Origin of the sequence: Curtobacterium sp. PhB142 (assembly GCF_004341255.1) — a bacterium.
In the GTDB taxonomy this organism is placed as follows: Bacteria; Actinomycetota; Actinomycetes; order Actinomycetales; family Microbacteriaceae; genus Curtobacterium.
In genome coordinates this window covers 345,031-359,667 of the sequence record NZ_SLUT01000005.1, presented here as the reverse complement: position 1 = coordinate 359,667, position 14,637 = coordinate 345,031, and the positions used below count along the sequence as shown (strand labels likewise).

At 66.2% G+C, this 14,637-nt stretch carries 9 protein-coding genes; 1 reads left to right on the top strand and 8 read right to left on the bottom strand.

The genetic code is table 11. From position 1 onward, the window contains the following. Positions 1–38 precede the first annotated feature (38 nt). Positions 39–611, bottom strand: a complete 573-nt coding sequence (locus EDF31_RS12445) for a hypothetical protein (protein WP_131846332.1) — start codon at positions 609–611, stop codon at positions 39–41. A 139-nt stretch (positions 612–750) separates the two neighbouring features. Between EDF31_RS12445 and EDF31_RS12440 the strand changes: the two genes are divergently transcribed. Next, positions 751–1,683 carry an NADP-dependent oxidoreductase gene (locus EDF31_RS12440; protein WP_131846331.1) on the top strand — a complete coding sequence of 311 codons (933 nt, stop codon included), beginning with the start codon at positions 751–753 and terminating at the stop codon, positions 1,681–1,683. Positions 1,684–2,030: 347 nt separating this feature from the next. On the opposite strand, the gene EDF31_RS12435 is transcribed toward EDF31_RS12440, so the two are convergent. From EDF31_RS12435 to EDF31_RS12405, 7 genes are all read right to left on the bottom strand, one after another. After that, positions 2,031–4,034: a hypothetical protein gene (locus tag EDF31_RS12435; protein ID WP_131846330.1), complete on the bottom strand. Its 2,004-nt coding sequence runs from the start codon at positions 4,032–4,034 to the stop codon at positions 2,031–2,033. 26 nt (positions 4,035–4,060) lie between these two features. Next, positions 4,061–5,389 carry a DUF2130 domain-containing protein gene (locus EDF31_RS12430; protein WP_131846329.1) on the bottom strand — a complete coding sequence of 443 codons (1,329 nt, stop codon included), beginning with the start codon at positions 5,387–5,389 and terminating at the stop codon, positions 4,061–4,063. Between the two features lie 17 nt (positions 5,390–5,406). Then, positions 5,407–11,559, bottom strand: coding sequence for a DUF4011 domain-containing protein (locus EDF31_RS12425; RefSeq protein WP_131846328.1), 6,153 nt, complete (start codon positions 11,557–11,559; stop codon positions 5,407–5,409). A 94-nt stretch (positions 11,560–11,653) separates the two neighbouring features. Further along, a complete protein-coding gene (locus EDF31_RS12420; protein ID WP_131846327.1) occupies positions 11,654–11,893 on the bottom strand; it encodes a hypothetical protein in 240 nt (79 codons plus the stop codon). Further along, the gene (locus tag EDF31_RS12415) at positions 11,893–12,138 is read right to left on the bottom strand and encodes a hypothetical protein (RefSeq protein WP_131846326.1); all 246 of its coding nucleotides are present in this window, start codon (positions 12,136–12,138) and stop codon (positions 11,893–11,895) included. Before EDF31_RS12415 ends, EDF31_RS12420 begins: the two co-directional genes overlap by 1 nt. 202 nt (positions 12,139–12,340) lie before the next feature. Beyond that, positions 12,341–13,612 carry a hypothetical protein gene (locus tag EDF31_RS12410; protein ID WP_207896182.1) on the bottom strand — a complete coding sequence of 424 codons (1,272 nt, stop codon included), beginning with the start codon at positions 13,610–13,612 and terminating at the stop codon, positions 12,341–12,343. A 16-nt stretch (positions 13,613–13,628) separates the two neighbouring features. Further along, positions 13,629–14,621: a hypothetical protein gene (locus EDF31_RS12405; RefSeq protein ID WP_207896184.1), complete on the bottom strand. Its 993-nt coding sequence runs from the start codon at positions 14,619–14,621 to the stop codon at positions 13,629–13,631. Positions 14,622–14,637: the final 16 nt, after the last annotated feature.

Sequence of the window (14,637 nt, the reverse complement as noted above, 5' to 3'; positions counted from 1 at the left end):
GCGATCGTCGGGGATCGTGAACCGGAACCGTCACCGTCTCAGTACTGCGGCCGGATCCAGTCCGTCGGTTGCACGAAGCGGGCGCGGGGCAGGACCTCGTCCGGCTCGGCGGTCCGCACGCTCGTGATGATCGTGTCCTCGCCGTACTCCGACAAGCGGCGGGCGATGCCGTCGCGCTCGTCGATCACCATCGTCGTGCGGGTCGCCGGATCCCCGCGGTGCTCGAACGTCACCAGGATCGAGTGCTCGCCGATGTGCTCGACCAGGATCGGGTGGAAGCTCTCGGGGCCGCGACCCCACCGGAGCATCAGGTCGGGCACGGCCATCCGGACGACGGGAGCGGAGACCATGCTCCGGGCGAACGACACCTCGTGCGGACCGTCGTCGGGGTCGTGCGGCACGCCGTCCCGGTAGGAGACCGGCTTGGCGCGCTGACGGACGAGCGTCCAGGTCTGTGCGGGCTCGTCGATGTCGACGCGGAACTGCCAGTACTTCTGCCGGGGCTCCTGGTGGATGCCTTCGAGGACGTACCGGGCGGGCCGGCGGAGCGCGGCGAGCTCCTCGGCGATCGCGGGGCCGTCGGGCCGGGTGACGAGTTCGTCGAAACGCACGCTGTCAGCATGGCGCACCACGCGCAGTGGACGTCACCCCGTGACGGACTGGAGGCCCGTGGCGGCCTGGCGCCGTGCCTCCCGTCCGATCGTGGGTCGCGTCAGGTTGCGTCAAGCAACGTCCGCGTAGACCGGGAGGATGCAGGTCGTCGGAGTCGAACAGTTCGGAGGGCCGGAGGCCCTCGCCGTCCACGAGGTGCCGGAGCCGCACGCCGGTGCGGGGTCCGTGCGGATCCGGGTGCAGGCGTTCGCCGTGAACCCGACCGACACGGGGGTGCGTGCCGGGCAGCGGGACAGCTCGCAGGCCTCGCCGCCGTACGTTCCGGGGATGGATGCGGCCGGCGTCATCGACGAGGTCGGGCCCGACGTCACCGGGTGGGAGGTCGGTGACGAGGTCATGGCGATCGCGTTGCCGCTCAGCGCGCACGGCGGGGCGTACGTGCAGGAACTCGTGGCGCCGGTGGGGTCGTTCACGCGGGTGCCGCGCGGGACGTCGGTCGCTCTCGCTTCTACAGTCCCGATGAACGGGTTGACGGCGTTGCAGATCCTGTCGCTCGCGGGGCTGTCGCGGGGGGACACGCTCGCCGTGACCGGTGCTGCCGGGCTGCTCGGGAACTACGTGGTGCAGCTCGCCGTCGCCGCTGGGCTGACCGTGATCGCTGATGCTGCCCCGGCGGACGAAGCGCTCGTGCGGTCGCTCGGACCGGCGCACATCGTGCCGCGTGGTGATGGGTTCGCTGCCGCTGTCCGTGCGCTCGTGCCGGACGGGGTCGATGCGCTCGCCGACGCTGCGGTGCAGCGTGGGGTCGTCGTCGACGCTGTTCGGGACGGGGGAGTGTTCCTGGACGTGCGGGGATGGTCGGGGGACGACTCGCGGGGGATCCGGTTCGAGCAGGTTGCGGTGTTCTCGGAGTACCGGTCGTTCGACAAGCTCGAGCAGCTGCGGCATGCGGTCGAAGGGGGAACTGTGGTGCCGCGGGTGGCGGAGGTGTTGCCGGCCTCGCGGGCTGCGGAGGCGCATGAGCGGCTCGAGGCTGGGGGGACGCGGGGGCGGTTCGTGTTGACGTGGTGAGTTGACGACGGGGTGAGGAACGGGAGGCGCGGTGCCGGTTGGTGCCGCGCCTTCTGTCGTTCGGTGGTGAGGCTCTCGTGCTTCGCTCACGTCGAGCAGGTGCCCAACCGGCAGGCGGCCCGACAAGACAATCGGAGCGTGTGGGCTCCCGTGGAGGTCAGTTCGCCCACGACCGCGCCTGTGCGCTCAGCACCGACCGTGCGACATTAAGCGCAGCGTGAGAGCTCGCGGCTCCCTGGATGCTGATTGACGGATCCCAAGTGCAGTGAGCCGTTGATGGTGCCCGGGGTGCATTTACGGTGGTTGATCAAATCAAGCCTCTTGATCGGGATCAGGCGGCGTCGTAGTCACTTCGCATTCGGGATCGTCAGATGACGCCCGATGTAGCCGATGTAGATCTTTCCGGTACCGGCCGCATCGTCGAGGTAGTGCATCCGCGGGGCGAAACGATCTCGGTGCGTCGGTTTGAAGTGCGCGAGCATCAGTGCGCGGCCGGAACCGTCGACTTCGACGGGAACGGGGCGGACTCGTTCTCCGTGGAGCTTCTTGTTGTTGATAACCGTTGTGCTTTCTGTCGGAGCATGCCGGTCGGGTGAGCACTTCGCGCCGAGCTGTGCGTCGTCCGTGAGGTACATGTGCACGTTGCCTGAGTAGCCGTCGCGCTTGGCCTCGACATAATCGCTGAGGACGCGTACATACGACCACAGCGCTGCTGCGTACCGCCCGGTGCCGTCGCGTTCGTCGATCTCTGCGGCGATGTCTTGATCACCTGTGAAGATGACTCGGTTGAGCACGGCGTGAGCGTCCTCGCCGGGGGTTAGACGCGCGACCAATTCGCGAACGTCGGCGGGAGGATCCCACTCCGATCCATCGGCCACTGACGCAAAGCTCGCGCGCTGAGCTGCGTCGAGGCCCCTTCGCAGCCAGTCTCGTTCGCGCGCAGCTCGTCGTGCTTCTTCGGCTTCGATCGCAGCCTCTACCTCGAGGTCAGCAATCCTTGAATTCAACGAGCCGATCATGTCGCTGAGGTGCGATTCGCGTTCGGCGGCTTCTGTGAACAATTGTTCGAACGCCTCCTGCTCGAGCGATGCGGTCGCGATGAGCTTGTCGAGCTGGTCGAAGTGTTCCTCGCGGGGAGCCGATGCTTTGAGCCAGCGCAAAACAAACGTGCCGACGCGTCGGAGGAGATCCGTCGGGACTGCTTGGACGTCGTCGTCTGCCCAGTCCATCGGCACGGCGATAATTCCGGTGCGAGCCGGAACGGGATCGGCAACAGGCAGCGGCGTGCTACCGGCTGAGACCGACTTCTCCGGTTTGAGTGATCCATCGTTTGGCAAATTTGCCGCGTCGAGATCGCTCGACACCATCTCGTCGATCCGCACTCCGCGTGCTCGACGAGCCTCGGCCTCGCCCAACAAGCGCATCGTCCGACGGACGTCTTTAGGTAGCTCGAGGTCGAGCAAGCGCCTTCGGATGCCGGCTGCGTGCATTGCACGGATCGACACATCAGCTCGCCCGCGACGGATCGACCGAGCGAAGGTCGCTGGTCCTAGCACCCGATGCCGCACCGCGTCCGACGGCGAAGACAGGTCGACGGAGGGGAGGAATGTCCGGATCCGCCCCGCGGGGACACCGTGCGATGAAGGAAGCAGCGCGTCGAGTTCAGCCACCGCGTCATGAGCGATCACGTACGTCGCGGCGACACCAACGCTGTATTGCGTGAGGCTCTCGACCGTCTTTGTCCAAGCTTCGTCCGTGTCGAGCCCGAGAGACGACGCCACGACAACCGACGCGGTTCGCCCATCGTCGGTGAGAACGTCGATCAGATGACCGACGTCGTCACGTCTGATGATCTGCGGGCTGTTGGTGAGACGAGCAGAGCCATCCTGGACCACCACACGGTCGAGGATCTGGCCGACGATCCGCGGGGGCGCTACTGCCAGCACGGAATCCTCGTCCCGCTCGATCACGCGGCCAGTCTCGATGACCAAGGCGGAGGAACCTGGCCGGCCGGACCCATTCGACATCGCGAACACGGAGACGATCCATGTCCCTCGGTTCCGTTCGACGAGTCGGATGAGCCGCCGCGTCTGCCCGTGGTTATCGCTCGTGTCTGTGACGGACAACACGGATTCGGGTCCGAGTGCATAATCACCCGTGCCTTCCCACTCGATCGAGTCGAGGGTGCCACCCTTCCGCGTACGGCGTTTGGTAGCAAGCCAGGCCCGTACTTCCTCTTCCGCCAGCTGCACCGCATCGACGTGGTCAGGAAGACGGAGCACCGCCCGGTACCCGATCGATTGGTGGTGAACGGCGTCCTGAGCCTCGATGATCGCCGTGCGGTAGACCACGGCCGCAGGCTTGGCTGTCTCGAGTGTCATCCTTCGGTGCCGTCCGCGGTGTCTTCGACGATCTGGAGCGCCCCGAAGCGGGCCTCCATCGTCGGATTCTTCCGAGTGAGCTTCTTCACGCTGATGTCAGTCGCCTTGTCGTTAGCGAGACGGAGGTTCCGTTCGGAGCCGAGCAACGCCTCCTTGACCTTCTGTAGCCGGTCAATCGACTTGTCGATCTCGGTGATTGCTTCCTGGAATCGGCGCGACGCGAGTTCGTAGTTCCGGCCGAACGCTGTCTTGAAGGCGTCGAGGTCGCTCTCGAAGGACGTGATGTCGATGTCCTGCGCCTTGACACGTTCGAGTTCCGCCTTGAACTCCGCGGAGTGGAGGGCGGCGTTCCTTAGCAGCGTGATGATCGGGATGAAGAACTGCGGCCGGATCACGTACATCTTGGGGAAGCGATGCGACACGTCGACGATGCCTGAGTTGTACAGCTCGTTTTCCGGCTCCAGCAGCGAGACGAGGATCGCGTACTCGCATCCCTTCTCGTTGCGATCTTTGTCGAGCTCCTTGAAGAAGTCCTCGTTCTTGTGCTTCGTGGCAGTCATGTCGGCCTCGTTCTTCATCTCGAACATGATCGAGACGAACTCGGTGCCGTCCTCGAAGTCGCGGAATACATAATCGCCTTTGCTGCCGCTCCTCGCGTCGTTATCCTTCTCGAAGTACGCGTGTGGGAAGGCAGTTGCGCGGATCTGGTTGAAGGTGTTCTCGCAGTGCTGTTCGAGCGTCTCGCCGATCATCTTCGTCGACAACTTGGCCTTCAGGTCGCGCAGCCGCTCGATCTGCTCGTCGCGGTCCTTGATCTGAACCGCCCACTTGTCGGTGAGGGACTTCTCCGAGAGGTCGTGCTCGAGTTCTGCGCGCTTCAGGTCGTTCCGGAGTGTCAGAATCTCCGTGTCCTTTTCGACGACAGTCCTCTGCATGTGCTCACGCAGTTTCGCCTCGGCGAGCTCGACCACGCTCTGTTGCGCCTCGCGGAGGTGCCGCAGTTCGTGCGACATCTCGTCGCGTTCGCGCTCGAGACCGGACACAGCCTCCGTGACCGCGAGCTGCCTCGTGGTCGACTCGGCGGCGAGTTTCGCGGCAAGCTCGTGGATCTCGGCTTCCTTTGCGGCTGTCGCATCGCGCAGTATCGCAGCTGACTTGGCCCCGGCGAGCTCCAAAGCGGACTCCCGCTCGCGCTCGGCGACCTCGAGTCGTTCGTGGAGTGCTGAGTCGAATTCGCGGTCACGGACCTGCTTGACGATGTCGGCGTAGCCGGCATCGTCGAGCGAGAAAGTCTCGTCGCAGTGCGGGCAGCGAACATCGTGCATGTCTGATGTCCCCTTAGTTAGAGTCTTGCGAGGAGTTCGGACTTCTTCGCCGCGAACTCCTCCTCGGTCAGGATTCCGGCCTTCACGAGATCGCCGAGCCTTGCGAGCACGTCGAACACGTCGGTCTGCGACATGTTGGGTGAGGAGGCACCGGCTGCAGCAGCGGGTGCAGGCGCAGGCGCTGGCTCGGGCGATTTAGGTTCGATTAGAGCGCCGGACGTCGCCATCAGAGGGGCCTCGCGCTGCGCCCGCGGGAGGTCGACGACGGGTGCATGCTGGGCCTCCAGATCGATCTGCGATGGCACCGGTGCCGGCGCCAGAGGCTCAGATGTTGGTGCGTCCAGTGGGTCGCCGGGCGTTTCCTGGAAGGTAGCGGCGGATTCGGCGACGGGAAGCCCGGATCCCCTTCGCTCCGCATGGGCCCTTTCGTGTGAGCGAACGATCGCGTCGACGACTGCGTCCTTCGACGCAAGCCACTGCGGCATCCAGACCCGACGGACGGCCGGCCAGTGCATGAGGTTCTCGAGCACCTCGAGGGGGAGTGCGTCCCGATCGGCGACCGTCGCACGGCCCGCCCAGGCGGGACTGTCGAGCAGTACGGCCACCAGCGGTTCGTCCGGCGTCGAAGCGTGCGCCACGGCGAGGTCGACCTTAAAATCCGACAGCCCGACGTTCGTCCTGACCGACAGCCCGCGTGCGCGGAGGGCAGCGGCCACGTCCTCGCGGTGTTGGTCGGTGAGCGTGAGGTCGGAGCGTGCGCCGAGTGCAGCCTCGGCACCATGGTGTGCCATCTCGAGGTAGGCGCGCAGGTGCTTGATCCCGAGCGACGTCGTCTCCTCGGCGCGGAGATCAGCCGGGTCGAAGCTCGTGAACATGACGACCTCGCGCCGCGCTCGGGTTATCGCCACGTTCAACCGACGCTCGCCGCCTGGGTTCGTCAGCGGGCCGAAGTTCAGGGGCAGCACCCCGCGGTCGTTCTTGCTGAATGCGGTCGAGAACAAGATCGTGTCCCGCTCGTCACCCTGCACGTTCTCTAGGTTCTTGACGAACAGTCCGTCGGCCGCGTCGTCGAGGGCACTGGAGATCCGCTCGTCCTCGAGGCCGCGCAGAAGCTCCTCGATCAGTGCCCGCTGCTGGGCGTTGAACGTCACGACACCAAGCGACGGAACGCCCTCGGGATCGTCCGCGAACCGCCTGCTGATCTCAGCGACGATGGCGTCGGCCTCGACCGGGTTGGTCCGCAGTGTTCTGCTCGATGCTCCAGCGGACGCTCGGAGGAATGTGCCCTCGACTCGCCTCAGCGAGACGCCGTGCCCGCCGGACGACGACGTCGCCGGCGCGGGGAACGAGGTGAGCTGGTCATCGTAGTAGTGCCGGTTGCTGAACGCGATCAGAGCTTCGTCCTGGCTCCGGTAGTGCCACGACAGCTGGAATCTGTCGACCCGGGCCTGCACACACTCCGCGAGGATCGACTCCTCGTCGACAGCGACTTGTTCCGGAGCGTCCTCGTCGTCGTCCGATGCGATGGTCGACTCCGCGAAGGAGGTCGGCGGCATCTGCTTCGAGTCGCCCACGACGACGACGGCCTTCGCTCGGCCCATGGCACCGATCGCGTCGGCGACCCGGACCTGGGAGGCCTCGTCGAACACGACCAGGTCGAAGAGATCGCCCTTGGCCTCGAAGAAGCGCGCGACCGAGTCCGGGCTGACGAGCACACAAGGGGTCAGCTCAGTCACGAGGTCGCCGTACGTCGCCATGAGGTCACGGACGGTCGTGCGGCTGCGCTGCTTGTTGATCTCGGCGACGAGGCGGCCGGCCGCACCGGCCGCGGTCGTCGCCGAGAACGAGCGACGCGCGACGACCTGTTCGGGGATGCTCCGCGGAAGATGGCCACGGAGTTCACGTGCTGCGGTCGTGTACTTGTCGATCTGGCGTTCGTGCGCGTCCGGATCGAACTGATCGAGCCCCGTGGCACGCGCGCGCTCGCGACGCGTCGAGAGGGCGAGACCCCGGTCGAAGGCCTCGAGTGCGTCCTCAGCCGACGCGGCTCCGGTGAGTAGCGCGTCGTGGGCTTCGACGAGTCCGGCGTCGCGGATCGGCGCAAGTACCGCGCGCCACTCCAACCATGCGTCGGGGGTGACGGAGAAAGACCCGGACCCCGTGCGGTCGGCCCGGGACGCCTGCCAGCGCTCCACCGGGAGGGCGGTTCCGATCCAACCGGACCAATCGGGCATCGCAGCGAGCGTTGCGTACGCGTCGTGGTGCTCCAGGACTACGGCGCGGAGCTGGCCGTCCGGCCCGCCGCTGCGGGTCGCGTACGCCTCGAGGGCCCTCCGGAACCGTACGTCGGCCGCGTCGTCCGGATTGGAGGCACGGGTGACGTCCGCCACCCACCTCACCCAGCGGGCCTCGTTCGCGATGGACGCCGTGTCCCGCTGGTCTAGGGGGGACCATGCGCCGTGGGACGACAGGCCCGGCTGCGCCGCGACGCGTTCCGCGAGGTCCCGCGCGACGGCTTGCATCTCGGCAGCGCGGATCGTCAGCTGGACCAGGTGGTCGTGGTCGAGGACGATGCCCGGCACGACGACGGGAGCGAGGAGCTCGGCCGCGGCCGCGACCTTCTTCTTCCTCCCGAAAACGCCGGAGGCCTGCGCCTCGGTCGCGGCGGCCGCGACCTGCGCGAGGTCGAGTCCGAGCGACGCCGGCGTGAGCACGGACAGGACGTCTGCGAACCGCTCGGCGAACCCGTCGACATCGCGTTGCAGCGCGTCGGCAGATCTGCTCCAACCGGGCTCACGGATCGCCGAGAGGAGCGCGGTGGTCGTCGGCGGCGCCTCGACCAGGCTGGCGAGAGCAGTGAAGTGCTCTCGGGCGAGTGCCGCCGAGAGGGATTCTCGGAAGTGCTGGTCCTTGACGGCGAGCATCGTGTCGATCGCTTCGTCGTAAGCCAGCGCGGCCGCGTGGAGCGCCCGCGGGTCAGGCTCGGCGTCCGAGTCCCATCCGGCGAACCCCCACGGGTGATCGGCGCTGGGCCGTGCCCGCAGCGCGACATCGGGCGCGTCGCGGAGCGCAGAACGAATCGCGTTCACCTGGACCTCGGTGATCCTCGCGGCCGCATCTGTCGGCACGTCCATCCCCGTTCCGAGGCCCTCCGTGGCGAGTTCGGAGTTCCGCGCCGAGTAGAACGACCGTCCGGACTCGTTGGTCTCGTGCAGGCGCTTTGCGTACCTCGCGAGCGCGCGACGCGTAACCGACACCGCGTCGGACGAGCGCGCCATCGACTCCCGGTCCACCACAGGGCGCTGGGCCAATGCCTCCCGCAGCCGAGCACGGACCTCGACAGGCTTGGATCCCTTGTCGTGCAGGTCGAGCGTGAACGGCGCGAGGCCGACGTCGGTGAGGCGCCGCCGCACGACCTCGAGCGCAGCACGCTTCTCGGCCACGAACAACACCCGTCGGCCGTCGACGATCGACTTCGCGAGCAGGTTCGTGATGGTCTGCGACTTGCCCGTACCCGGAGGGCCTTCGAGTACGAAGGTCCGGCCGGCGGTGGCGGCGTCCACGGCTTCGAGCTGCGACGAGTCCGCCGACACTGGCAGCTGCGCGAGGAGGTCATCGAGCGCGGTGTCCCGCGACTGCACCGTGTCGAGGTCCACCGGGGATCCGATGAATGCCTCGGTCGGAGTCTCGATGAGGTGTTTGACCAGCGGGTTCGTCGCCAGGTCTCGCCAGTGCTCGTCGAGGTCCTTCCACAGGCGGAACTTCGCGAACTGCAGGATGGCGAGGTCGACGGTCGGCTCGACTGTTGCCTCGATCCCGGCTTCCATGATTCGCTTGCGCGTACCGGCGAGGACCTTCTCGATGTTGATCCCTGCCGCGTCAAGCTCCGGGTCGGCGAGGGCCGGGATGGTGAGGTTGTACTCGGCGCGCAGCTTCTCGAGCAGGCAGTAGTTCGGCGTCGACGTGCCGGAGTCGTCGAGCGACACCTGGTAGATGCCACCCCGTGTCCGGGCCTTCATCGTGACGGGGACGAGGATGAGCGGGGAGCGGACGACCCGGGTCTTGACCTTCCAGGACAGGGTGCCGATCGCGATGTACAGGTTGTTCGAACCCGTCTCCTCGATGACGGTCTTCGCCTTGTGCGCCAATGCTTGCAGCTGCCGGCTATAGCGCTCGCCGGAGACGTCCCCGTGGACTTCGCGGCGGCTCCGGAACAGCTCGGTCTTGTCCGCGTCGGTCAGGTACGCGGCGGACTGCACCCCGCGGGCGCGGAGGACCTCCGCGACTGCATCCCGGGGCAGGATGTCGAACGGCTTCCCGGAGTTGAGGTAGTCCTCGAATTCAGCAATCCCGTCCGACGCCGTGTGCAGCTTGATGCCTGCGCGGTCGGTGTAGTTGATGAGGCGGTTCCGCAGGCTCAGGTCGAGCAAGCTGTTCTTCCACTGCTGGACACGAGCCGGGGTGTCGTCGGGCTGCGTGGTGCCGTCACCGTCGTAGGCGTCTGGGACGTACGTCGCCGGCGCCACGCGATGTGCCGTGTACTCCGTCACCGTGACGGATCCGTCGGCGGCGAGGGTCGTTGCCGGCAGGGGCCAGATGTTGCTGGCGCGGGCGATCGAGACGTCGACAGCCCCCATCACCTCGGCAAGGAGATCCATCGAGAGGTGCGCGCGACCCTCAGCACGGATTTCCTCGATGGAGAGCGAGGCGAAGTCGCTCGTCAGCTTCGTCGTCTCGACCACTCCGAGCTTCCCGGCGTCGATGCCGTTCCGTAGCTCGACGCTGGTCGAGAAGATCGACGGCATCGGTTCGTCGAACCGCGCGTAGGCGAGGAAGGCGTGCCCTGTCTTGATGACGAGCAGCGGCCGGAGCCCGACACGTTCGAGGGCCGCCGCGAGCACGACGGTGGTGTCGAGGCAGGTGCCGAAGCGGTCCTCCAGCACCTCGGAAGGGGTGCGGACCTGCTGGCCGATCTTCCAGCTTGCCGGCGGCATCGAGTACCGGACGTCGCGACGACGAACGGCCGTCATGATCGCATCGACCATCGCGTCGATTCGCGCTGGATCGCCGTCCTGGTAGCCGGCGAAGCTCGCACGGCCGGTCGTCGCTCGGAGGATCTCGGCTGCGTCGTCGATGATCGGTGCGAGCGCCGGGTGGTTCGGCTGGACGTGCGCAGCCAGTAGTTCGGCGTGGAGCTGCCGTCCGAAGAAGTACCAATGGTGTGCCGCGAGGAGGTCGATCTCGGCGACGCGGCTCGCGAGGACTGCCTCGCCGTCGCGGAGCGTCACTCGGACCTCGGCCGGCTGGTTCGTCTCCACCTTCGACATGAGAGACGGCTCGAGGTTGAATCGAAGGTCGTCGAGCCGCACCGCGACGTCGGTGACGAGATCGAAGAAGTGCTCGCGTGGTTCTCCGAGAGAGACGCCCGAGGCGACCACATCGATCGTGAGACGAGCGTTTCGGATGCTGACGCCCGTGTGCACGACCAGGACTGCTTCGACCACGCTGATCCGGTTCTGGGCCATCGCGTAACTGACGAGCGGCGACGCGAAGACCTCGAGCGTCGTCGTCGGGAACTGCTCGGAGTCGACCGCATCTGTCGTCGCGTGGACTTCGGCGGTCGCGGTGACCCCAGCCGGCTCCGCTTTCGCCATACGCGCTTGGAACGCTCTGCGCAGCGCGGCGGCTTCGGATGCCTCGGCCGGTGCTTCGAGGAGTTCGAGAACGCGGACGGTCGTGTCGAGCGCACGGTAGGTGTCCGCCTCGTCGAACGGGGCGTTGTGCGCCCACCGGTTCCGGACGTCGCGGAGTTCGCCAGCGAGACGACGACCGCTGTGGTCGAGCTCGAACGGGTAGCCGAGCTGGGGCAGTTTCTCGGTGAGTGCGCGCAAGATCACCTGCAGGTCGGACGACGCATAGGTGGTGTTCGGACGACCGTGCTTCTGACGGTCGAGTAACTCGATGAGCATCGGCCACTTCGCATCCCCGGCGAGCCGAGGTTGAAGCACACGTTCCACGACGGGCTCGAGGCCTGTCGCTGCCGACCGCAGTGCGCTTCCCACGAAGTCGATGTTCTGTTCCACGCGCCGAAGCCTCCCGACTTGGCAGCTGACGAGCGCGCACCCCCACGGTTCGCGGTGTCTCGTCAGTCTGCTTGAACATGCTGCCATGAGGCACCGTCATTACTGAGTCCCGTTCCGGCACCAAAGCGGGGGGCTTGACGGGAACGCGCACGAGATTGCGGGATGCAACCGCAGCTCCCGTTCACCCGCTCGGCGTCAGTTCACCGCGCGCAGTCCGGACCCATCCCATGCCCGCACTGGCGCGGAACGAGATCTCGTCGACGCGCTTCTTCTCAGACGCCGTGAACGGCCGCACGGGATCGCAGATCTCACGAACCGGCTTCGCGAAGTCCCACGGAAAGGACCGACCATCGGACTTGCGCTGGTCGATGTTCGCGATGGAGTACTCGCCGGGCGGAACGCAATGCAGCTTCGGCGTCATCACTGTCGTGAACCCGCGGCAAGCTGTTCGACGTGCGTAGGCTTGCCGTCTGGTCCGATCTGCATCGCTGCCCAGGCACTGATTTGGGCGGCCTGTTGTCGGCGTTCGGTCCGTCGGCCCTGGTCGTCTCGGTCGGATTCGATGTCGTAGAGCTTCTTCGCCTGTCGGCCAGCGATGACCGCCGTAGCGAGCGCACCCGCCGTAGCGATCGCACTCAGACCCTCGAACACCGTGCCCCATCCCATGCAAAGATGCTATCGGTGGAATGTGAAGTATCGCAAATTAGTCGAGAAAGTACGTCCGGGTCTTGCGGTCAGTGTCGAGGACGAGTTCCGGCGCCACGCCGACGTGCTCCGCGAGCGCGACCGAGCCCTGTACGGCAATGTAAATGTCGGGCGAGAACGCGCGCTCGAGCAGGGAGATGTAGGTGGACGTGCTTACCCGGATTCATTCGAGCAATTCCTGGTGTTCGACCGAGAGCTGTTCGTCGAGTACGCGTTGTTCGTTGGCGTACCGCGCAAGGAGGTCGGCTTCTTGCTCTGCGAGCGCGTCAGATGCAGCTCGGTACATCACGGCCCCGACGGCGTTCCCGATGACGGCGCCGAGCACTGGGACCGGGATGACCGCCTGCCCGACGAAGGAGGACAAGGCACTGACTGCGGCCTCCACGGAAAGGAGCTCAGCGTTTTCGATGAACTCGACCTCGCTCAGATCGCCCGAGCGGAACTTGTGCGCCTGCTCAGCGATTCCGAAGGCTGCGGTTACCAGAGAACTCGCAACGGCTGCTGGGGTCGCGGTGAAGTTCGTGAGCGAGTAGAGGCTCGCACCACGGACGCTGCCTTTGACAACGCCCCACCCGGACTCGCCCAGGATCTCGGTCCAGTCGCCGCTAGTGAAGTCCTTCAGCGGCGTCCCCGCGCGGCGCTTCCTCAGCACGGCCATGACGAAGCTCGTTCCGCCCTCGACCGCCCCAGCGATGATCGTGGCTTTTGCTCCTTCGCGTAACGTCGCGCGGCTCGCTTGAAGCGCTTCCTCACGCAGAGATCGATCAGTGGCTCGGAGCGACTCTTCTTCTGTCGCGAACGTCTTGGCGTACGCGCCCCGCTGTGCGTCCCCGTAGTCGAGGGCGGAGGGCTCGAGGGCGTCGATCCCGACCTCACCCGATTCGAAGAACGCTTGGACACGTTGCCAGTCCTTGAGCGACCACCCCTCGGGTCCGCCGCGGACGAGCTTGCTTGCGTCTGCCGGTCGCATTTCGTACAGCGCGCGGATCGTCTCGTAGTGATCGGCGGGGATCTGGTATCGCCCGCCGTTCTGTACGAAGTCGGGGTACTTCTCGAGGTGCTCTGCGACGGCCCGGAGCCCGAAGCGGCCGCCTGCGGCCACGAATTTTTGCTGGACCTCCACGCCCTCTCGCAGGAGGTCCGCCGGGCCGTTGTCATTCACCCACTCGTAGACCGCTTCGTTTCCGAGGACTCGAGCGCGTGCGTTCTGGATGCCGGTCTCCGCGACCTCGGCAATGAAGCCGTGCATTCCCTTGATGCCGCCTCGGTTCCGGGTGACGACCTCGACATTGATCGTGCGCATCGCCGCTTCGACGGTCGTCAGAGCGTCCTTCAGGTTCTCTCCCTGGTCGGCCAGACGAGAGAGCAGTGAGTCGAGTCGCAGTTGGTTCAGGTGATTGACCCATGCGGCGACCGCCTGCTCCTGAGTGCTCATGACGAGCTTGGAAGTGTCACTCATCGATGACCGCCGGGTTCACCCGCTTGGTCAACACGTTGGCGCACGCCGCCGCGGTGTTCACGAGCACCGCGAGCTGAGACTGCTGCTCCGTGGTCAATCCGAGGAAGTCACGCGCGAACAGCGCTTGCGACTTCGTGAAGTGATTCAGCAGGAGTTCTCGGAGCGACGTGCTCTGCTGTAACAGCTCTTCAATCTGCGCGTCCAGCCCTTCTACCGTCGCGGTGTTCTTCTTCAGCGCGAGCAGAGCCTTCTGTTTCGTCTCCCGCGTCTCGAACTTCTTCTTCGTGAACAGCACGACCGAGGTGAGCAGGGCGGCTCCGGCGACCGTCCAGCCGATCGGACCTGCGAGGGCCAGTAGCGCCCCACCTACCGCGGTGCCTCCGCCGCCGGCCGCAATCGCACCTCCGCCGAGCCACGCGAGAGCTGCGTTTGTCGCCGCAGCGCCGGAAAGCGTCGAGATCGCCGTGCCGGTGGAAGCCGCGCCGAACGTTGTCGCGACCCACATCGCTGCCGTTGGGGCGAGGCTGGCGACTGCAGCCCCCGCTGTCAGCCCTGCACCGGCGCCCAGCGCGGAAGCGCGCGCGGCCTCGAGGTCCATGCGCGCGAACTCCTCGGCGTCGAGGAAGGCGGCACGGCTCAGGTCGATCACCTCGAAAGCCGTCTCGAACGACTTCGGCGTGTTGGCGATGCTGTTGACGAGGAGCTCGACGAGCTCGAGGAGGTCCGCGGAGCGCTCCCGCTGGCGGAGGACCGCGAGCCCCTTATCGTTCATGGCGGTGAATGCGCTGTTGTACGCGACGACGACTTCTTCGTACGACTCGGCGTCCGAGTCGATCAGGTCCTCGACGACCTCCGCGAGCGCGTCCCGCCCATGCATCGTCTGACTGATGACCTTGCTAGAGGCATCACGGGTCGCCCTCCCCACATTGTCGAGGGTGCTGGCGAGCCCGTGCCTGAACTTCTCGGGGTTGAACCGTTCGACCAACGTCACTCCTGGTTTT

Excerpts from the sequence above, each read along its gene's own strand:
- EDF31_RS12440 (WP_131846331.1), top strand. The coding sequence starts at position 751 with ATGCAGGTCGTCGGAGTCGAACAGTTCGGAGGGCCGGAGGCCCTCGCC.
- EDF31_RS12430 (WP_131846329.1), bottom strand. The coding sequence starts at position 5,389 with ATGCACGATGTTCGCTGCCCGCACTGCGACGAGACTTTCTCGCTCGAC.
- EDF31_RS12425 (WP_131846328.1), bottom strand. The coding sequence starts at position 11,559 with ATGGCAGCATGTTCAAGCAGACTGACGAGACACCGCGAACCGTGGGGG.
- EDF31_RS12420 (WP_131846327.1), bottom strand. The coding sequence starts at position 11,893 with ATGACGCCGAAGCTGCATTGCGTTCCGCCCGGCGAGTACTCCATCGCG.
- EDF31_RS12415 (WP_131846326.1), bottom strand. The coding sequence starts at position 12,138 with ATGGGATGGGGCACGGTGTTCGAGGGTCTGAGTGCGATCGCTACGGCG.
- EDF31_RS12410 (WP_207896182.1), bottom strand. The coding sequence starts at position 13,612 with ATGAGCACTCAGGAGCAGGCGGTCGCCGCATGGGTCAATCACCTGAAC.